Annotated in this window: 24 protein-coding genes; 5 read left to right on the top strand and 19 right to left on the bottom strand. The window is 43.2% G+C overall.

What is annotated here, in order from left to right; genetic code table 11:
* Positions 1–196: 196 nt before the first annotated feature.
* The 7 genes from WC359_05235 to WC359_05205 form a co-directional block, all read right to left on the bottom strand.
* The gene (locus WC359_05235) at positions 197–373 is read right to left on the bottom strand and encodes a hypothetical protein (protein ID MFA5399822.1); all 177 of its coding nucleotides are present in this window, start codon (positions 371–373) and stop codon (positions 197–199) included.
* Positions 374–400: 27 nt separating this feature from the next.
* The gene (locus tag WC359_05230; protein MFA5399821.1) at positions 401–1,813 is read right to left on the bottom strand and encodes a redoxin domain-containing protein; all 1,413 of its coding nucleotides are present in this window, start codon (positions 1,811–1,813) and stop codon (positions 401–403) included.
* A 516-nt stretch (positions 1,814–2,329) separates the two neighbouring features.
* Entirely contained in the window at positions 2,330–2,839 is a 510-nt protein-coding gene (locus WC359_05225; GenBank protein MFA5399820.1) for a hypothetical protein, read from the bottom strand.
* Positions 2,840–2,912: 73 nt separating this feature from the next.
* Positions 2,913–4,760 (bottom strand): redoxin domain-containing protein, encoded by a 1,848-nt coding sequence (locus WC359_05220; GenBank protein MFA5399819.1) that lies wholly within the window; start codon positions 4,758–4,760, stop codon positions 2,913–2,915.
* Between the two features lie 69 nt (positions 4,761–4,829).
* On the bottom strand, positions 4,830–5,360 hold the full coding sequence (locus WC359_05215) for a zinc ribbon domain-containing protein (GenBank protein MFA5399818.1): 531 nt from the start codon (positions 5,358–5,360) through the stop codon (positions 4,830–4,832).
* Between the two features lie 96 nt (positions 5,361–5,456).
* The gene (locus WC359_05210) at positions 5,457–5,753 is read right to left on the bottom strand and encodes a hypothetical protein (GenBank protein MFA5399817.1); all 297 of its coding nucleotides are present in this window, start codon (positions 5,751–5,753) and stop codon (positions 5,457–5,459) included.
* 25 nt (positions 5,754–5,778) lie between these two features.
* Entirely contained in the window at positions 5,779–7,722 is a 1,944-nt protein-coding gene (locus tag WC359_05205; GenBank protein ID MFA5399816.1) for a redoxin domain-containing protein, read from the bottom strand.
* Between the two features lie 399 nt (positions 7,723–8,121).
* Here WC359_05205 and WC359_05200 point away from each other — a divergent pair, with 399 nt between their 5' ends.
* On the top strand, positions 8,122–8,385 hold the full coding sequence (locus WC359_05200; GenBank protein MFA5399815.1) for a hypothetical protein: 264 nt from the start codon (positions 8,122–8,124) through the stop codon (positions 8,383–8,385).
* 37 nt (positions 8,386–8,422) lie between these two features.
* Here the strand turns inward: WC359_05200 and WC359_05195 are convergent, their stop codons facing one another.
* The 4 genes from WC359_05195 to WC359_05180 form a co-directional block, all read right to left on the bottom strand.
* The gene (locus WC359_05195; GenBank protein MFA5399814.1) at positions 8,423–9,049 is read right to left on the bottom strand and encodes a Dna2/Cas4 domain-containing protein; all 627 of its coding nucleotides are present in this window, start codon (positions 9,047–9,049) and stop codon (positions 8,423–8,425) included.
* Positions 9,050–9,254: 205 nt separating this feature from the next.
* Positions 9,255–9,701 (bottom strand): hypothetical protein, encoded by a 447-nt coding sequence (locus tag WC359_05190; GenBank protein ID MFA5399813.1) that lies wholly within the window; start codon positions 9,699–9,701, stop codon positions 9,255–9,257.
* 181 nt (positions 9,702–9,882) lie between these two features.
* On the bottom strand, positions 9,883–10,230 hold the full coding sequence (locus WC359_05185) for a hypothetical protein (protein MFA5399812.1): 348 nt from the start codon (positions 10,228–10,230) through the stop codon (positions 9,883–9,885).
* Positions 10,224–10,439 (bottom strand): helix-turn-helix transcriptional regulator, encoded by a 216-nt coding sequence (locus tag WC359_05180; GenBank protein MFA5399811.1) that lies wholly within the window; start codon positions 10,437–10,439, stop codon positions 10,224–10,226. Before WC359_05180 ends, WC359_05185 begins: the two co-directional genes overlap by 7 nt.
* Before the next feature lie 311 nt (positions 10,440–10,750).
* Here WC359_05180 and WC359_05175 point away from each other — a divergent pair, with 311 nt between their 5' ends.
* On the top strand, positions 10,751–11,005 hold the full coding sequence (locus tag WC359_05175) for a helix-turn-helix domain-containing protein (protein MFA5399810.1): 255 nt from the start codon (positions 10,751–10,753) through the stop codon (positions 11,003–11,005).
* Positions 11,006–11,242 (top strand): helix-turn-helix transcriptional regulator, encoded by a 237-nt coding sequence (locus WC359_05170; GenBank protein ID MFA5399809.1) that lies wholly within the window; start codon positions 11,006–11,008, stop codon positions 11,240–11,242.
* Positions 11,243–11,314: 72 nt separating this feature from the next.
* On the opposite strand, the gene WC359_05165 is transcribed toward WC359_05170, so the two are convergent.
* The 6 genes from WC359_05165 to WC359_05140 all read right to left on the bottom strand — a co-directional run bounded on the left by WC359_05165 (position 11,315) and on the right by WC359_05140 (position 17,579).
* On the bottom strand, positions 11,315–12,619 hold the full coding sequence (locus tag WC359_05165; protein MFA5399808.1) for a hemolysin family protein: 1,305 nt from the start codon (positions 12,617–12,619) through the stop codon (positions 11,315–11,317).
* Positions 12,620–12,735: 116 nt separating this feature from the next.
* Positions 12,736–14,979: a catalase/peroxidase HPI gene (gene katG, locus WC359_05160; protein MFA5399807.1), complete on the bottom strand. Its 2,244-nt coding sequence runs from the start codon at positions 14,977–14,979 to the stop codon at positions 12,736–12,738.
* A gap of 4 nt (positions 14,980–14,983) precedes the next feature.
* Positions 14,984–15,394, bottom strand: coding sequence for a transcriptional repressor (locus tag WC359_05155; GenBank protein MFA5399806.1), 411 nt, complete (start codon positions 15,392–15,394; stop codon positions 14,984–14,986).
* A gap of 122 nt (positions 15,395–15,516) precedes the next feature.
* Complete coding sequence (gene rsgA / locus WC359_05150) at positions 15,517–16,626, bottom strand: ribosome small subunit-dependent GTPase A (protein ID MFA5399805.1); 1,110 nt, start codon at positions 16,624–16,626, stop codon at positions 15,517–15,519.
* Between the two features lie 390 nt (positions 16,627–17,016).
* On the bottom strand, positions 17,017–17,352 hold the full coding sequence (locus WC359_05145; protein MFA5399804.1) for a type II toxin-antitoxin system PemK/MazF family toxin: 336 nt from the start codon (positions 17,350–17,352) through the stop codon (positions 17,017–17,019).
* Positions 17,337–17,579: a ribbon-helix-helix domain-containing protein gene (locus WC359_05140; GenBank protein ID MFA5399803.1), complete on the bottom strand. Its 243-nt coding sequence runs from the start codon at positions 17,577–17,579 to the stop codon at positions 17,337–17,339. Before WC359_05140 ends, WC359_05145 begins: the two co-directional genes overlap by 16 nt.
* Before the next feature lie 169 nt (positions 17,580–17,748).
* Here WC359_05140 and WC359_05135 point away from each other — a divergent pair, with 169 nt between their 5' ends.
* Complete coding sequence (locus tag WC359_05135; GenBank protein MFA5399802.1) at positions 17,749–18,132, top strand: hypothetical protein; 384 nt, start codon at positions 17,749–17,751, stop codon at positions 18,130–18,132.
* Between the two features lie 19 nt (positions 18,133–18,151).
* Here the strand turns inward: WC359_05135 and WC359_05130 are convergent, their stop codons facing one another.
* Positions 18,152–18,388: a helix-turn-helix transcriptional regulator gene (locus WC359_05130; GenBank protein MFA5399801.1), complete on the bottom strand. Its 237-nt coding sequence runs from the start codon at positions 18,386–18,388 to the stop codon at positions 18,152–18,154.
* Between the two features lie 9 nt (positions 18,389–18,397).
* Positions 18,398–18,778, bottom strand: a complete 381-nt coding sequence (locus WC359_05125) for a DUF2178 domain-containing protein (protein MFA5399800.1) — start codon at positions 18,776–18,778, stop codon at positions 18,398–18,400.
* Positions 18,779–18,919: 141 nt separating this feature from the next.
* Here WC359_05125 and WC359_05120 point away from each other — a divergent pair, with 141 nt between their 5' ends.
* Positions 18,920–20,227 carry an STAS domain-containing protein gene (locus tag WC359_05120; protein MFA5399799.1) on the top strand — a complete coding sequence of 436 codons (1,308 nt, stop codon included), beginning with the start codon at positions 18,920–18,922 and terminating at the stop codon, positions 20,225–20,227.
* The last annotated feature ends 9 nt before the right edge of the window (positions 20,228–20,236 follow it).

Raw genomic sequence — 20,236 nt, 5'->3', positions numbered from 1 at the left:
GCTTGAAAAGCTCAGGCAGGAAGAATCTGTCATGCCCTATATTATATACCCCATTTTGGCCCTTTAGAACAATTCTGTAGTACATTTTAACGGTGCCTTGGCTGAACTTTATTATGGTGCAAAGATATACTCGGTCATTCAGCTTTCAGGACAGCATGAAGTTTTATAAGTCACCACTTTCTTAAATATGTCTATATTATTTAGATTTTCTTGATAACTCCCAATGAGCTCCTATTTTATGTGGTGGGAGTGTATCCCCCTTCTTGACATTTGCTGTTACTCCTGTTTTGCCTGTGCCCAATCTGCATTCGTTGTATTTGCCAGAGACTTTAGCTGATTCCCCTGCATAATACTTCTTCTTATTTGCTACCATCTTCTTTACCTCCCTTTTGATTTTCTTTCATTTCATATCTACCTTATCTGTTGTCTTTAATGTTCTGAAGTTGAATACATCAGATACCGATTCCCCATGTGCTAGAATTTGCACCCAGTATTCTGTATCGGGTTCCAGACCATAGGATAGTGTATATGAATGCTCAGTGTTGATGTCCCCAGAAGAGCACTCATATTTATAGCAGGCTGAACTCCATACTGACTTGTCAGTTGACCATTTTAATTTAGCACTCCTGTCCGTGATGTCATATAAAGATATATTGGATATCTTCGCTCCGTGAGTATAATTTGAAGGTTGTGTTAAAAATTCGACACTGTAATCGGCAACCCTTCCCATTCTATCTTTGGCATTTAAACCAACGTCATATAATCGTCTTGGCTCAAGAGAGCTAATTGTAAAGCTATGTTTCTTTGTAAAATATATGTCTTCTATAAAATCAATTTTCTGGGAGTTTAAGGGCGCATCAGTACTGGATATATATTTACAGATTGTAGCGGTGACTTGAGCTTCCACATCAGTTTCCCAATATAACTCTGCACTCGTATCTGTAATTATAGAAACTTTAACATTCGATATTTTTGGTTTAGTAGAGTCAACCTCATATAAAGAAGTAACCCAATTTGGTAATGTTTGAAATGAAAATTCACTACTACGATTGCTTGCATCGTTAATTAAAGAATTATCTAATCCACTAGCAGCTACGTTAAAAGTGTAAGCTGTGTTGGGATTACAGTTTAATATCAATTCATGAAATGTATTTGGATTTGTCTTGCCGATGCACTTTCCGATTGGGTCACCTTGGGGGTGAATTTCCAACCAACACGGTACTGCCTTATCTGTTTTCCATCTCACAGTTGCCCTATTTGAAGTAATATTAGTGACTGTAATATTATCGATTCTTACCTTAATCACATCATCAAGGAAATTGATTACATTGTTAACGCTATTTTCGCCAGAGCGAAATGTACCTATTTCGATAGCATGTAAATCCCCACTCCCATCAATTAAGAGATATATTGGCCTGTTGCCAAATGGTACAAGTTTATCAATTGTTTTTTGATTATCTTCAATTAAATAAAACGGTACATTGTTTTGTTTTCCAAATGCCTCTAATTCTATCTGAGCATAAGTATCATTAATTACAATGACATCGAGATTCTTATCATATAATGAATCATAAACATTATGAATAGTCAGTATGTCATTCCTATGTACAGGGCAAGAGCACCAATAGCATAGTAGCACCCAACTGCCTTTAAACTGATTTAAATCAATCTTTTCGCCATTGATAGTAGTCCATGAGATATTCGGTATCTTATCTCCGATTTTTGGGAATGTCTCAACGTTGTTTATTGAGTTATTTGGTGTGCAGGCTGATATAACGAATAGTGCTATGAAACAAGCAAGTAAATATTTCATCTCCCCAGCCTCACTACATTGACCGTATTCTATTATATGAACAATACTTATGCAATAGACCTATATGCGTTACCACTTTGGGCTGAGAAGTTATTTAAAATTCAATGCCGTTACACTTAGCTGCTGGCATCTCTCTCAGATGAAGTAATAGTATTTCAAAGATTATTGACAATAAATTGATATATAATTCCCCTTTTTCTCTTTTTGCCCCATTTTTCTGTAGTTAATTTAAGCTGGAAATAATATATGCAAAACGACATAATTGGCTTGAACGTAAACGTGTTTATGGTGTACCAGCGTTTGTTGGTCTTAAAAGCGACATAATTCACTTGAACGGAAACTTAGGCGAAGAAATAATAAAGGGGCTTAAGGGAAAGGAAGTAGAGTTATTACCTTTACTGTTTAATACTTTAAAGGCTCTAATTAAGCTGGAATAGTAATGACAGGTGGAATCCGTCATGTTCAATATGCAACACCCTGATTTCAGCCCCTCAGAGCGATTTCAGAGGGCACCACTTATGTCTTAGCACTCTGTATTATTTGGATAGCTTGAAAGACTTTAAAAACTGCATCTTGAACCTTAGCCATCTCTAGAATGAACCATTCCCTTGTCAATAAAACGCTAAATGTTACTTTCACACTTTTGTTCTTTGGTTTATCAAACTTCATTAGTTTTAAAGGAGGCACAAGCAAAGGAGTGACTCCAGCGACTCTTCCATGAGCTATTGCATCACGTATGTCCACTAAAGTCTTATCAATGGTTAGACCTGTCGATATGATGTTGGGATGGTTATTATATTTATCAATGAGTTGACTTAGACTATCATAGTTTGTGAACGCATTTTCAGCTACTATATCCCCCGCATTCATAGCATTTAGGTTTACCGCCTGAGGAGATGAAACTCTAGAGGCAATTTCATCATTATAAAGAAATAGACGGAGAGCTATCTCAAGTGATTGGAAATTCACAAGTAGCTTCCCCATATTTAGGGGATGCTCCTCCTGTTGCATTTCTTTTTCCGCCATTTTTCTTACTCAAGCTGTCCAGTTTCAGGGGTTCAGACCAGTACACCTCGATTTCTTAATATCAAGAAATTATCTATTTACCAGGAAGTTTTGGATACTGACCTACAAAATCAACGATTTCTTCATAATTTTGAAAGGCACCGTCATGCTTGTTAATAATTACCTTATTGCAATCCAATAAAAAGGTTGTGGGGAACCTTGGATTATGATAGGCGGCATCTATTATGCCTTCTGTATCTAGTAAAATAATTAATCTATAACCATTTGCAGTAACGAAGTCATTTATGCTGTATATGTCACCTCTAACATTCACAGCCAATATCTCAAGTTCTTCTCTAGGACGCTCATAATATAGTTTTTGGATTAATGGAAGTTCCTTTTCACATGCACCACATCCGAGTAGCCAGAAGTGAAGTAGAGTCATTTTGCTAGGTACTGCGGACAGCGTTATATCCTGATTATTAGTTGAAGTTGCTGTGAAATCAGGAGCTCTACAACCTAAATTTATGCAGTTGGGCAGTGTAAAAACTTTTGAAGCAGAATTACCGCAGCGGTCATACGAGTTGATTTGAATTTGGTCATAGTAGCCATTAGTGCAAACTGTTTCATTTACGCTATGATATCTTGTCCAATTTTCACCAAGAGTGACTCCAGCACCTCCGACACTATTACGAAACCCTTGTATATTACTATGTGTTTCCTCATCCGTTTTCCAACTCAAAATAGAGGCCTTAGAAAGATTAATATCATAAATTTGTGGAGGAGTATTATCCCAACGGGGGGTTAAACCTGATTCTATAAATGTTTTTAATTCAGTCTTGCTTTGGAAGGGCCCGACTTTTACATTACGAATCTGGCCATTTGAACCAATAAGAATAGTATCTGGATACGTATGGCCTAAGGTGTACTTTACATACTGCTTAATAACCGTCCCACGCATATCATTTAAAACGGGAATACTATATCCATTTTCCTCAAAATATTTAATAGCTGTTCCACGTGAATCTGAGATATTAATAGTTAAAAATATTATTGCTTCGTCATAGGTGCAGCCATTTAATTCATTTATCCAGCTAAGGTCATTTTTGCAGTAAGGACATGATGTGTCCCAAAGGTAAAGAACAACACCCTTTCCGTGAAAGTCCTGAAGGTTAACCGTTTTACCATTCATATCTGGGAGAGAGAAGTTTGGAGCTTGGTCTCCAATCTGAGGGATTACCTTTTTATGCACTTCTATATTCCAAATAACAAAACAGAGAATTAATATTACAAACATAGTAATCGAAGCCATAATCCACAGACTCTTCTTTACTCTTACAGGTGAAGACTTTTTAAATACAGCAGGTACCAAAATAGGAGGCGGTTCTTCAAAACTCATTGGTGCTGATATTTCGGGGGCTTGCTCTTCAGCTGTTGAAATAGAAGTAGATGACGTTGGGATAGGAGACCTTCTAGGCTGACTCGGTTCTGTTTCTGATACAACATCATCGGTAGTTGGTTTAGGTATATATTTCAAGCCATGTATGCGTTTCAGTTCGATTATTAAGGATTCAAATTGCCTTCTTTCTGTTTCAGATGGTGATAATAGTTCTTTGAGTTTCTCCTCTGAATATTCACCAACTTTGTGCCGCAATTTAATTTGTTCAATTTGGCTATCGATTTTATCTATGTCTTTATTACATTTTTTAATGAGTGCTGTAATCTGGAATTTCAGCTTTGAAATGTACTTCTTTGTTTCCTGTAGTTTCGCTGTGTATTCCTTTTTAAGCGATATGTAGTTTTCTTCTTTAACTGATTTTTCTGACCACTCACGTTCAAGATTAGATAAAAGCTTCTCGTAATCGTTTTTTTCTTTATGATGCATACGCAGATAGATTTCATACTCCGCTGCATCTTTACGATACGTATCATCCCATAACATATAAATCAAATTTTCTTTCCCGCCATTTTTCTTACTCGAGCTGCCAGTTTCAGGGGTTTAGTCAGTTCCTTACACTTCCTCAATCCCGTTGCGTAAATTTTTTATATTCTCAAGCTCCTCTATCCTTTTGCGTACTTTTTCAGTCTCTATTTTGATACTTTCGCATAAAATATCATTGAAATTCATTTTTTCAACTGATACTAGTTTAAGATGAAGTGAGTCTACTGAGTTAGCGTCTTCGATACTAAGCAGGTTATAAAAATTGGAATTATAAACATCATCCCCATATTTTGCTTTGAGCTGTTCAGCCAGTTTACGGTCATTGTCCTCAATTGCTTGAAACAACTCAAAGTCGAAACGAATATTGAGTTTTGGAAGTTTAATACGCTTTTCATCGGGTATTATTGATTGACCACCTTGTCCAGAAGTGTTTTGCTCGTGTGATTTCCCAATAATGCCTTGTGGTGTTTGCTGATGGTGTACTGGTGGTGAAGGTGGCATTAATTGTTGCCAGATTAGTTGTTGTCTACAATGTCCACAGAAATTATTCCCATAAGCAACTGGATACCTACAATTAGGGCATTGATACTGTTGTTGCATCTCCCAACCTCAATGAAGTTCTATAAGTCACTCTTATCTTAAATATAGATAGCTAATTAAATTTCCTTCTCTTTCCTTTCCCACTATTTTATTATCCTATTGGAACCAACTTTTACCGTATCTGATTCTAATAATTTGCCCTATTATAGCCATGATAACGGTAGCTAAACCGACAATCCACCATCCAAATATATATTCATTTTTATCAGGGTATTTATCAATAATCTGATATGCTTGCAAAATAAAGCTAATAAAAATTAGTGAAGTTCCCACCAACATAAAAGTGTGTTTTATTGTCCATTTATCGGTTGGTAATGAACAAAAAGCTATTAACAGCGCTCCTAAACAGGGTAATCCCATGACGATAACAAAATTTCCCAATTCGCCAGTCATATTCAGTCTCCATTTTTGAAATTTCTTATTTTTCCTTTCTCGCCCAAATTGGAGAGCGTCCTGAGATTGGTTTATCTAATTTAATGAACTGTTCCTCGTTTTCGAAATTGATGATTTGAATGTTACTGCATACAAACGGACTATCCCATAAAGTTCCGTATTCAAATGCAAGTATGTTACTGTTTTGCGACCAAGAAATTGCTCCAATATTGTAATAATCATTAGTTAACAAGCACACCTTGTTATTGTTTAATGAAATTACAGTTAGAGTATCGTCACTCAGAGCAACAGCGATTAATAAACCGTCTGGTGACAAAGCTAACCCTTTTATCGTATTTTTATTAAGTTGCATTAGTTTTATGGTATTTAAGTTGGGTAGGAAAGTTGTGTAAAGATATCCATCATCTAAGCAATAAATGATTCTTGTATTATCAGTTGACCATCGATACGACTCGACTGCCGTTCCCTCTGGATTGATTTTATGCTTACTCTGCTCACCAATATCAATTACATACAAGTTTCTGTTTGTAAACCTGTCACCAATAATGGCTATTTGTTGGTTATTAGGTATCCATTTCATCTCTACTACCCAGTCACATATCCCATCAAGTTTTGTAAACTTGGAACTCAGACAATCTAAAACATACAAGCTCTGCGGTTTTTCAAAAATAGCGACTTTGTTACTGTCTGGCGACCATGCTATTTCCATAATAGAATAAGATTGAGGGCTATCATAGTATTTTATCGGTTTCTGTTTTTCGACATCGTAGAGATAAAATGATTCAGGCCCCCCGTTTAGAGAGGCAGATATATACGCTATCTGTTTACTGTTTGGAGACCACCAAGTCCAGGGTGCAAATGTTGGATTATGGCCTATTTCAAATTTATTTCCATTCACTAGGTTTATCACATATATATCTTCATCGAATAACTTACCCGTAATATATGCTGCAGACAAGTGGTCAGGCGATAATATTGGTTCTAATACCATAGGTACATTCTCTGCACAATTAGTTAAATTTATCTGATTACTTCCGTCTGCGTTCATGATGTATATATTTTGTAAAAAACTGCCATACGAACTTCCCCTTGTTGAATAAAATACGATTTTATCGTCTTCAATCCATGTGGGAGAACAATTGCTATACGGATAATTTGAAGTAAGTCTACGCTCTTCATGGTCTTTAATATCAAGAGAATAAATATCAGACGAAGAAATAAGGGTCATATTTCTCTGGTCTATATTGATATCTTTAACCACTTCAAAAATAATCTTATCTCCGTTTGGCGACCAACTAACATGGTATAATGCATCCATTTTTCCAGATGAGTTAGCAATATATTCCCCGTTTGCATTCACGACATATATAGAGTTCGTGTTCGTTTCGCTAGATACATAAGCAAGTTCATCGACACCATGAGATTGTAAACTGGGTACGATAATTATTGGAGTCTTTTGAGTTTGTGCACTTGGACTGAAGGATGTTACGTTATCTCCAATTAACCGTTTTAAACCACCTTGATAATGAAGATTCCCCACTGTAATATTGTTAATCTTTCCATCAGGAGCAATAATTATTGTGTAGGGTGCAGACCGAGGTCGTAAATTATATTGCTTGTAAATACTTCCATCTAAATCAAACAAAACTGGGAAACTATATCCATTTTTAGTGAAAAAATCCGCAACGTCTTTTGATGAATTTTCTGGGTTAATGGTTAGGAACTTAATGACTCTTTCGTCACTATTATTATTCAACTCTTGAATCTCAGCAAGGTCTTCTGTACATTCAGGACAATATAAAAACCAAAGATAAAGAACAACCTGCTTGCCACGAAAATCTTGCAGACTAATACGTTTACCATTTATATCTGTCAGTGTGAAGTTTGGAGCTTGGTCACCAACATGGACTTGAGATGCACAGGCTGATATAACGAATAGTGCTATGAAACAAGCAAGTAAATATTTCATCTCCCCAGCCTCACTACATTGACCGTATTCTATCGTATTAAAAGGACGCATGCAACAATCTATATTTGCTATGACTTTGGGCTAAGATTTTATTTAAAATGCCGCTTCTAATACACGTGCTACTGGCATTTCTCACACGTGAAGGTTTTCTATTTTTAAAGCACTAGACAAATGACAACCAGATTCAATATTTTTAAAGGTAAAATTGCCCTTAGCCACACTTGCTATCTGACTATTAAAGAAAATAATACAAAATAATAATATCTCTAAGACTCTTTTTCTTTTCCGCCATTTATCTGTGGCATTCATATTCAAATTTGGTTGTGGATTTAATATAATAATTTGTAGATATTTATATTTAGTTTAAATTTAGCGGAAAAGGGAAGAAAGGAAATAAATATGCCAAGAAGGACAAATTCAGCCATATGCAAATATATAGATATTGTGGAAGAGAAGGATTTGCCATATCCGAAGACTGGCTGTAGATATGTGAAGATTGAACTTGAGGGTTTTATTGTCCATCGTCCAATTTCTAAGACAGTTACTAATCCAAAGAAGCTATCATTCTTAATTGCCCTGGCCGGCAAGGATAATTCAGAACACAAGATAAGACTTATATTTGATAAATCAAATTACTTTATTGTGGGTTTCAAGGCAGTATAGTAGTTAGTTTCTTCTTTTTCCTTTTTCCACCATTTTGCTATCGTGTCCTTACATTGCAGTAATTTTTAAATCCACATTGCCAGCATACTTCTCTAACACCAATGGGTTTTGGAGTGATATCCTCACGAATTATCCCCAGTATTCTTTGAACAATGCCGTTTATATATTCCTCTTCCAAAACTGAAAATTGTTTTTTCCAGACTTCCTTTCCAGACTGATAATTCTTTATGGCACCGTATATCGGCTGCTTTGGGTTGTATTGTTCTTTAAACGCAAGGCAATAGCCAAAGACTTGATTTTTATATGATGGATAATGCTCTGCCCATTTTTTATCATCTATAATCGTAATTTCTTTTGGCCCAATGTGAATTTCATCGATATTCCCACGTAGTATCTTACCTGTTACCCGTACGTTCCTTTTTGTTATTTCTCTTCCGTCTGACTCTGCTTGGAGCAACGCATCCTCAATGCTAATATTTGAATCTCTCGTTAAGAAAGCCATCGTATTTATCCTTGAGTGTGCTTTTGTGCCTTCAAGCATTTCTGGTGTACCTCGTGCTTTAAAACCCATAACAAGCTCAAGATATATCCTATATTCACAAAAGGCATGTGTCCCAAGCATGCTAATTTGAATTGTCGTAGGTTTTGAAATTATTGTACTCATTTTACTTACTGATTCCTCCTGACTTTCTATTTGAATTTTATATGTGATTTTTTCCCTATGCCCCAATTTTATGCAATTAATTGTAGATATTTATATTTAATTCATATTTGGGGCAAAAATAAAAAAGGGGCATAAGGAAAAGTAAAAGTAAAAGAAATAAATATTGATGTTTGTAGTAATAATCATATTGATATATATAATGGATTTAATTGAGTGTATTTATCTTTATCATATTTAGGTCTTTGCTATGATAAATATCCTCTTCTTTAAATACAATTTTATCCGCTAGATAATAGCTTGCACCCCTTGAACTATCATAGGGTTGAATCCGAGAAAAGCCTGCCATTGCCTCCCATTTCCTTCTCCATATGTAGGGTTTCTCATTTTCAACACCATTAAGAAATCCATGAATATGAGTATTATCTCCCTTATACTTGGGACGCTCAGGAATAATTAGATAGAAAATTCTGTGTCCTACTGAACTCTTTATCCAATTCTTCCACCTAAAGAATTGCTTGTATGCCAAGTCATCACTTACCTTTTTATCAAATGTGAGAGTAAAGAACCAATGCCATTCAAAGCCATTTAGAAATTTTGCCCATTCATTCTTGGTATCTGTTAAATTTATATAATTTTCTATGCCCTGAATCATATTTTCCTCCTTAAGACCATCGAATAGGTATGACCATCTATTACAACTCACTTGAATTGATTAAATAAGTAGGCTCCTGAAATATCATGGCGAGTCATACCCTCCTCCATCAGCCTTTTCCTTCTGTCTAATACCATTTTTACACAGCACCTCCAACTACTAAAACGGGTGCTGCACTACTCTATGTTGCGTTACTGGAAGCTTCAGCGTCTTCCATAGCTGCTATTTTCCAATGTTTTAGAGATAGACTGTACTGCTTACCATACCCTCTGTTAATGGTTCGCTTTAAATTGTCGAAGTCCTTTACCGTACAACTATATTCAAGCCCCGACTCCCTATCTCTTACAATAAAATAATTGGCGTTAGGTTTAATTTCATCGTCAAATACTTTGGCATCAATTGCCCAAGCTTGGTAAGGAAATTTCAGCAGATGCTTTGAGCCGATTACGGGTTTGATGAATTTATCACCTTCAAAGTAGCCTACTTTCTTGTTTCCCAGCTTTAAAGACGTTCTATTTTTGTTTAGCAATTTTTACCTCCCCTAAGATTGTTTGGGAATAATTCCTCGATTGTGACACCCAATGCAATAGCAAGCTTTTCAGACGCTGCTTTCCATGGTAGTCTTACCCCCCTTTCAATGTCTGAAATAGCTGTTTGACAGATATGAGCTCTCTCTGCCAGTTCTCTCTGATTCATGCATTTGCTCAATCTAATTTCCTTGACCTTGTTTTCAGTCATTTCGTACCTCCGAATCAAAAAATTAAAAAAAGGAAAGCAACATAGCTTCCCTGCTCGCCTGCTTTCCTTCTTGCTTACTCGCTTGCTTACGTTCTAACTTTCTATCGTGCTTCCTTCCATATGCTTCCAGTTTATATGCATATTATAAACCCTCATTCTTGAACTTTTAAAACTTAATTTAAATACGATTTGAAAAAATTCTGCGGAGTATTATGGAAAAATGCGGCAAAAAGAAAAGATATTTTAGCTTGTAATTATACTTGACATTATTCCGATAACGGTATAATATTAAAATGATAGAAGGTAATTGAATGAAACTACTTACGGTTCCACAGGCAGCAGAAAGGCTTGGTATATCTGAGAGACGGGTTCGTAAGCTTTTGTCAGAGGGACGGATTAATGCACTCTACATTGGACGGAGATGGCTTATTGATGAGGTAGACTGTCATTTTGTGAGAAAACCACAGGGGAACTTTAGTGCAAAAGGAAGACAGAAGAAGTCGTACCAATATTTACCGATAATTGGAAACGCAGGCTTAAAGGATATAAAAAGGCGGGTGAAATAAATGAAAAAGTTAACACAGAGTCAATTAGCCAAAGAATTAGGTATCAGTAAAAGCTATTTGAGCATGATTCTTTCAGGACAACGTAAGGCTTCCCTAGAGATTATCAATAAGCTCCAGTCAATTAAAGGTTTTTACCTGTCTTACACACAGGGGGTCACTGGTTCAAATCCAGTATCGCCCACCATATGTTCTCATCGTGTTGCACTTAAATGCTGCCGCACGCCCTACATCATGTAAACCCAGATCAAAACGGCCCGCAACCGGGCGGGCGAGCGTCAAAGGGAGCGGCAAAGCCAAAGATAATGATTGCTAATCCGAGCTTTGAGCTTCAGCAGCGTTTTGAATGTTTTGGATGAGTACCTTGTCGATACGGTTGCCGTCCATGTCCACCACTTCAAACCGATAGCTCCCATAGATGAAGCTCTCACCTGCTGCCGGTATATGTCCAAGCTGTTCCATTACGAATCCGGCAAGGATCTTCATACTTTTCCCCACGCTGATGCCGGTGATGGATTCCAATTCATCCGTCGGCAGCATGCCGTCGATCAGCCACGATCCGTCATCTCTTTGGGTAATCTCAGGAGTCATATCTTCGCCAAGTTCCGGCAAATCTCCAGCGACTGCTTCGATTACATCGGTGAGCGTGACCAGCCCTTTAGTCATGCCGTATTCGTCGATTACGGCGGCCACATGCACCTTTTCTTTCTTGAATTGATTGAGAAGTATAAGGATAGATGTGTTTTCAGGAACATAAAGCAAAGGTGTAATCAAATCAGCCAGATTAATATCAGCGCAAGTCATGGCTTTTGGCAGAAGGTCTTTAGCATTCACAACGCCAATCGGCTTATCCAGAGTTCCATCACAGACTAAAACACGGGAAAAGCGGTTGGTCTCCAGTATCTTGAGTATAGTATCCCGATCTGATTGTAAGTCCAACCAGATTATCTTGGAATGCGGTGTCATGATTGCTCTTACCGGGCGGTCTGCCAGCCTGAGTACACCATCGATCATCTCCTTTTCTTGCGGAGCAAAGACACCCGCTCTTGTCCCTTCGGTGATGAGTGATTTGACCTCATCTTCAGTGATGCTTGTTTCCCTGTTTGCCGACATGTGGAATACACGCAACACTCCTTCGGTTGATACGTGAAGCAACCAGACCGCAGGCGTGAATATGAGCGAGAGCACCTGCATTGGCCTGGCAATGGAAGCAGCAATCCTCTCAGGTTGGGCAAAGGCAATCCGCTTTGGGACGAGTTCACCTATTATCACAGATAAATACGTAATGGCTATAACCGTAACACCTATACCCAGTATGTCACCATATGGTGAGATCACTGGAAAGGAATCCAGCCAAAGCCCAAGGCGGTGTCCGATCGTTGCTCCACTAAATGCACCGGCGATCAGGCCGATAAGAGTGATGCCTATCTGGACGGTTGAAAGGAACCGGCTGGGATTCTCGAGGAGCCGGAGAGCTGAACGCGCCCCCTTGTCCCCGTTTTTCATCATCTGTTCAAGACGGCTTTTACGTGAAGAGACAATAGCAAGCTCGGACATGGCGAGCAAGCCGTTGAGCATAGTCAAAAAGATAATGATGATTATTTCGAAATAGACCATTGTGAGTATCTATCATAGCATAGTCATTCTGCCCTGCCTGCGGGTTCATAATGGATTGCTACTGTGATTCAAAGGTAACATTGTTACCTTTGAATCACAGAAAAGCGTTTATGGTATTATCCGGCGAGTTCGAAGCGATCAAGGTTCATCACCTTGTTCCAGGCAGCTACAAAGTCATTCACAAACTTCTCCTGCGCGTCCGCGCTTGCATAGACCTCGGCCAGGGCTCGTAACTGGGAGTTCGAACCGAAGATAAGATCGACACGCGTGGCGTTCCACCTGACATCGCCGGTCTTGCGATCGCGTCCTTCAAATACGTCCCCGGCGTCCGACAGTGCCTTCCACTCCGTGCTCATATCGAGCAGGTTCACGAAGAAGTCGTTGGTCAGCGCTTCAGGCTTCCCGGTAAAAACGCCGTATTGTGTCTGCCCGAAGTTGGTGTTCAGCACGCGCATGCCGCCAACAAGCACCGTCATCTCCGGTGCGGTGAGAGTCAGCAATTGCGCCCTGTCGACCAGCAATTCCTCGGCCGATACGGCGTAACGGGCCTTCTGGAAGTTGCGAAAGCCGTCCGCCTTCGGCTCCAGTACGGTGAATGAGGCTGCATCGGTTTGCTCCTGCGATGCGTCCATGCGTCCCGGCGTGAAAGGAACTGTCACAGAGTGACCGGCATTCTTCGCAGCCTTCTCGACGCCTGCGCAACCGGCCAGCACGATCAGGTCGGCCAGCGAGACCTTCTTGCCGCCCGACTGAGCCCTATTAAATTCGCTCTGGATGCCCTCAAGTGTCTTGAGCACCTTCGCCAGCCTGGCCGGCTGGTTGACTTCCCAATCCTTTTGCGGTGAAAAGCGAATTCGTGCGCCGTTGGCCCCGCCGCGCTTGTCGGAGCCGCGGAAGGTGGAGGCTGACGCCCACGCAGTCGAAACCAGTTCCGGGACAGACAGACCTGAAGCCAGTATCTTGCCCTTGAGAGAGGCAATGTCTTGCTCATCGATCAATTTGTGATTCACCGCGGGGATGGGGTCCTGCCAGATGAGCTCTTCAGCAGGGACCTCCGGCCCGAGATAACGTGTGCGCGGGCCCATGTCGCGGTGCGTCAGCTTGAACCACGCCCGGGCGAATGCGTCTGCAAGCTGGTCGGGGTGCTCGTAGAAGCGCCTTGATATCTTTTCATAGACAGGATCGAACCTCAGGGAAAGGTCGGTGGTCAGCATGCCCGGCGCATGACGTTTTGAAGGGTCGTGGGCATCGGGCACCGTGCCTGCGCCTGCGCCGCCTTTCGGCTTCCACTGGTATGCGCCGGCCGGGCTCTTCGTCAGTTCCCATTCGAAATCGAACAGGATCCTGAAGAAGTTGTTGCTCCATTTGGTGGGCGTGTTGGTCCAGGTGAGCTCCAGGCCGCTGGTGATCGTATCCCCTCCTTTCCCGGTGCCAAAGCTGCTTTTCCAGCCGAGACCCTGTTCTTCGATGCCGGCAGCTTCTGGCTCAGGTCCCACATGGGTAGCAGGGCCGGCGCCGTGTGTTTTTCCAAATGCATGTCCACCCGCGATAAGGGCTACCGTCTCCTCGTCATTCATTGCCATACGGGCAAAGACCTCGCGGATATCTTTGGCTGCCGCGACAGGATCCGGATTGCCGTCCGGGCCTTCGGGGTTGACGTAGATCAGTCCCATCTCCACAGCAGCGAGCGGGTTATCGAGATCCCGTTTGCCGGAGTAGCGCTTGTCACTACCCCGCCACTTATCCTCAGAGCCCCAATAGACGTCTTCTTCCGGCTCCCAGACGTCCTCACGGCCTCCGGCAAAACCGAAGGTCTTGAATCCCATCGACTCCAGGGCTACGTTGCCGGCGAGGATCATCAGGTCAGCCCAGGAGATTTTACGGCCATACTTCTGTTTGATCGGCCAAAGCAGCCGGCGCGCCTTGTCGAGATTGGCGTTGTCGGGCCAACTATTGAGCGGGGGGAAGCGCTGCTGGCCCGCGCCTGCTCCGCCGCGACCATCACCCATGCGGTATGTGCCGGCGCTGTGCCACGCCATGCGGATGAACAGGGGCCCATAGTGTTTGAAGTCCGCCGGCCACCAGTCCTGTGACCGGGTCATCATCTCACCAAGGTCCCTCTTCACAGCCTCCAGGTCCAGGCTCTTGAACTCTTCAGCGTATTTGAAATCCTCTCCCATCGGATTGGACTTGGCGGAATGCTGGTGCAGTATCTTGAGGTTCAACTGATTGGGCCACCAGTCCAGGTTCGATGTGCCTCTGCCGGTTACCTGTTTGTTTGTGCCTTTGGCTGTTTGATTGCCCGTCGCCTTGTTTTGCTTCTTCTTTTCTGTTTGAGTCCCTTTGACCGATTTACCCATTAAATTATCCCCCCTTTCTTTTATTTTTATCTACGATTCGTTGACAGTCTTTACAAAGTCCCCTGAATTCCAGCAGGTGGTGTGTAATCTTGAAACCCGTTTTCTTGGCGTACCTTACATTTAGTTCGGCTTCAATGGGCTCATTGAGATCGAAGATATGTCCACATTTCTCACATATAAAGTGGTAATGATTGTCCTGTCTGATTTCATACCTTCCAACCACTCCGTCTACGTTCAACTCAATTATCGCCCCCTCATCTTCTAATACATTCAGATTACGATAGATAGTCCCTTTGCTTACGTGCGGCAGCTTTTTACGGACTTCATCATAAATCCAGCCGGCGGAAGGATGTGTCCTGACCCCTTTAAGCACCTCTATGATAGCCATCCTCTGCCTCGTCTTCCTTCTTATCATATTAGTAATACATCCTGATATCAATAACTGTAGCAATTATTAATCAAATGGTCAAAACTGATAGCCCCCCTGCGATCAAGAATGATGCGAGGGAGACTATTGGTTCAAACGTCTGCAGCCGGTTAACGATTCTTGGGATTATGCTTTATTTCTTTCACCAGCTTAGCTACTTTCTTCCATCTGAGCTTTTCGTACAGGCGTGTACCATGCTCTTCCCTGTATGCAAGGTAATCTATTTCCCTCTGCAGTTTCCTGAAGCTCTCCAGCCTGGATGGGTCAAGAGCGCCCCTGGCGATTGCTGCTTTTACGGCGCAGCCGGATTCCGTGTTGTGACTGCAATCGCTGAAGCGGCATTGTCCGGCCAGCATCTCGATATCTTGAAATGCCGCCTGCAGGTCCTCTTCTCCGGCCCACATCTGGATTTCCCTCATACCCGGCGTATCAATCACCATGCCGCCGCCGGGAAGGATGATCAGTTCGCGTCTGGTCGTGGTGTGCCTGCCCATGCGGTCGTCTCCCCGGACCTCTCCCGTCTTCTGTCTCTCCACGCCGAGCAGCGCATTGATCAGTGCGGATTTGCCCACGCCCGAGGAGCCCAGAAAAGCAGTCGTTTTTCCTCTTCCCAGGTAAGCTGTGAGCGCATCCAGACCGATTTTCTCACGGGCGCTGACCGGGTGAATGGATATGCCCGGAGCGACAGTCTCGACTTCGTGAACGGGCGTATCGATATCCGTGCACAGGTCGACTTTATTGAGGACAACTACCGGGGTGGCGCCGCTGCTCCAGGCAAGTGTGAGATATCGCTCAATCCGCCGGAGATTGAAGTTCCTGCCGCCGTCCATAGCGCTGACAATGAAAACGGTGTCTATGTTAGCCGAGACAATCTGCTCTTCGGTACGTTCCCCGGCAACTTTCCTGGAGAATTTGCTCTTTCTCGGCAGTACGGCATGGATTACCGCTTTCCGTTCGTTATTCAGCCGTTTGATGACAACCCAGTCGCCGACGGCCGGATATCGTTCTTCACTTTCAGCGAAGTGTCTCATCCTGCCTGAAACCGCGGCAGTCAATTCCCCGCATTCAGTGTAAACCTGAAAAGCATCCTTGAGTTCGGTGATGACTCTGGCAGGCATGGTGTCCGGGATTTGCAACGCCCGGTAGCTCTTCTGAAAAAACGAATTCCACCCTATATCCTGGAGGTTGGGTGTTCGTGAATGGTTTGAAGCTATATTCAATTCTTGCTCCTTTTCGAAAGTAAGTTAATCAGGACATTATTCAATGTCGAATAATCCACGGACTCACACCCCGTGCGTAATTAAGCCTTACTTCCTGATCAGGAGAAGAACAAAAAAGCCGTTCCCTGCGGAACGACCGGCAATCTATCGGTTAAACGATGATATGGTATCTAGCCTGAAACCTCAAGGGATGTAATATCCGCAGTTATTAAAATGGCAAGCATCAATAGTCCTCCTTTATGCGTATTATGTTGGAAATACTATCACCAGTGACCGGTGAATTCAACCCGGCAGGTTGGTGATGCAGGTTGCATGCCTGTTTAAGAAGCAGTCGTGAGATTACCTAAATAATAATGCAGTATGTTTTTCTCGAAGCTGCCCGGCGTATATTTATGCAACGATTTCGTTCAGACCATCGATGATTTTTGCCAGCTCTTCGTGGGATAATCTACCGACTTTATTGCCCAGCCTTTCAGTTGAAACGGTCCTGATCTGGCTGATTTTTGCCCATGAACGCTTGGGAAGGCCTCCCGTTTTCAACTCCAGGACAAGTGGAAAACCAGCCTGCTGCAGCTGACTCGTGATTGCGACTACAATAGCGGTGCCCGAGCGTTCATTGAAAACGTCGTGACTGACAACGAGCACGGGGCGCAAACCCGTTTGTTCATGTCCCCGAGTTGGGCTTAAGTCCGCCCAGCGGATCTCTCCCCTCAGTATTCCGGCCACTGTTTAATATCCCCTTCAAATCCGTCCTCGGAGAGGGCTCTTTCAAATGAAGGATTAAGTTTGGCGCACTCTTCCGCCAGGCGGGTCTTTCTGATTCGCATAAGTTTTTCATGGACAGCTTCCTGAATAGCCTGGCTGCGGCTCTGAAAGACGTTTTTACCCACCAGCCCGTCAAGTTCGCTGACAAGCTGCCCATCAATAGTGATCGCTATCTTTTCCTTGCCCATTATGACCTCCTGGTATTACATATTATCATACCATATTTAAGAAACAGTCGTGAGATTACTGAAATGAAAATGGCGTGATGACTATGGGAGGTCGGATGGGATACTATTGTAATTGATTGGGCAGCTGCCTGAACTGGATGGTGCGGTAACAAATTGAAGGAGTGTGAAGATGGCCAGGAAAGTATTGGTTATAATCGGTGGCGCACTGTGTATCTTATGGGGTATTGCTCACTTGATTCCCACTGATTCGGTTGTCGATGGATTCGGCGCCATTTCAGTCGACAATACAAGAATAGTTTTGATGGAATGGATAAATGAAGGCCTGACGCTCTTATTCCTGGGAGGGTTGGTAATTCTCGTTGCAGCACTCAACTACAGTAATCTGAAATCACGGAAAGTTGTGTTTGTATCAGCAGCGGTCATGCTGATAGCGATGGCAGTGCTGTCGCTGTTTACAGGCGCCCAAATCGATTTTATTCCATATAGACTTTGTCCGGTTATTTTTACAATTTCGGCTCTACTGATACTCCAGGGCGCTTTTGGGAAGGCATGACTGCTTCTTTGCGGCGGCTTCATTTTTCAGACCTGGGTGGATAGCCGTGGAACTCACCCGGACCACCTTCGTAGAAGAAGACGTCCTCGATTTTCACGTTAAAAAGATTGGCGATACGGAAGGCAAGCGGCAGGGAAGGGTCGTATTTGCCGTTTTCGATGGATATGACCGTCTGCCTGGTCACGCGCAATCGATCGGCCAGCGCCTCCTGTGTGAGGTCGTGCATGGCCCGGAATACCTTTAACCTGTTTTTCATATTTACACCCTAAAGCTTGCGGCTGAAATATGCGTAAAAGCACAGGTGCAGTATTATGGCGATGCAGACGAAATAGCCCATGATGTTGCCGACGAATACAATATTTTCAGGCAATTGATTGCGGAAAAGGGCAGCGCCCAGCGCGGCCACAGCCGCCAGTATAATCACGCTGTTGAAAGATGCAGTGGCGGCCCTCCCGCCGATCTGCTGGATCCGCTCATCCCGCACGATCTCTTTGTTGCGGCGTTCCAGAACTATGGCAAGCGCGATAGCAACGACAACCGCGACCAGCGCGATTAAGGGGATATCGGTGGCGATCGCAATCGCCACGGCAACGGCCAGCCCGGCGGCTATAATCGCCCTGTAGACTCGGAATCTGCTTACTTGCATTACAACGTCTCCTATATAGTTTATTATACTAATTGTAAAGCATACTATACATTCTGTCAAGTGTATTACCGGTTGTGTACCGTCTTTATTCGGACTGCTGTCTGTTGACATACTCCGGCTTATTAATTAAATTGAATCGTTGTGAGCATTAAATCGGAACGCAGAAACGGCATCCTGGTGGTGGCTCTGGAGGGCAGGCTGGGCGCCTTTGAGGCCGCCGGCCTGGGCAAAGAGCTTGAGTTCCTTGTAACGGAGGACGATCACTATCTGGTGCTCGATATGTCCGGCGCGCTGTATTTGAGCAGCGGGGGCATCAGGCTCCTTCTCTCCATACATAAAAAACTGGCCGGCAGAAAAGGGCATCTCTCCCTGTGTGGAATTACGGAATACCCGGCCCAGGTCTTGAAGATGGCGGGTATGGAAGGCATGTTCCCCACCTATTCTACGGTGGACGAAGCCGTCAACCACAGCTCCATGCTGAAGGATATGAGACGCTCCGAAAAGGACTGGGGAAGCCTTCCCTGTTACCACAGAAAGGATACCAGCTTTCACGTCTTCCACGTTACCGATCGCCCCGCCACTCTGAAGACCGTGGGCGATCTGAGCAAAGTAATGAATGCCACCCTGGAATCAGGCGATATACGGCAGAGGCGTTTCTCCGAGGCGGAGTATTCCATCGGCCTGGGGGCGTTGGGCGGTAGCCTTGAAGACTGCCTGCCGCTGCTGGGCGAAATGATGACCAGCGGAGGCACCATGGTCTGGCTGCCCACCGACGGAAACGACACACCCGATTTTCTCATCCCTCAAAAAGATACAGGCGAGGTCATGATCCACACCGGTCTCAATCTGGCTTTGCATGGTGAATTTAACGATATCATGCTGGTAGGTGACGACGCTGGCAGCAAAGCGATTACCCTCAGCGAGCTGTACGAAGCCGTTTTCGATATAGCCCGGGAGCGGCAGGTGATTAATCGTGGCCTGGTGAGCGTGGCCATGATAGCCGACCTGGACGTGCTTTTCAGCTCCGGCGTCAAAATCTCCCCCATCAAAAAACACGCCCCGGCCAACAAAGGACTGATTACGGATCCTGAAAATATAGAGAAATGGATGGACATTAATCTGGAGCCGAAGCTGCCCGGCCGGACCATGATCAGCTTCGGACTGGGGCTGGACCTGACGGCCGACCTGTCCCACCTGTCGAAATCAGCACTGGAGAACGCGTTCTATATGCACCCGGCCAATGTCGGCGATAAGAAGATGATGCTGCTGCATAACCACGGTGTGGTCTTTGAAAATATGCAGTGGGATTATGCCCTGGATCTGGACGGAGAAATCAGAAGGATCGCGCGCGCCGGTGAGTTTGTGGATATGCGTCACCTTCTGGATACAACCCGCATCAAACGTGCTGTTGCCGGCGTTTCCTATATCTCTGAGATTACGCCTGAGTAAAATGAGCCG

This window comes from Dehalococcoidia bacterium (assembly GCA_041653995.1).
GTDB lineage: Bacteria > Chloroflexota > Dehalococcoidia > GIF9 > UBA5629 > CAIMUM01.
Note: the sequence above shows the minus strand (reverse complement) of the source record. Positions and strands in the feature narration are given on the sequence as shown.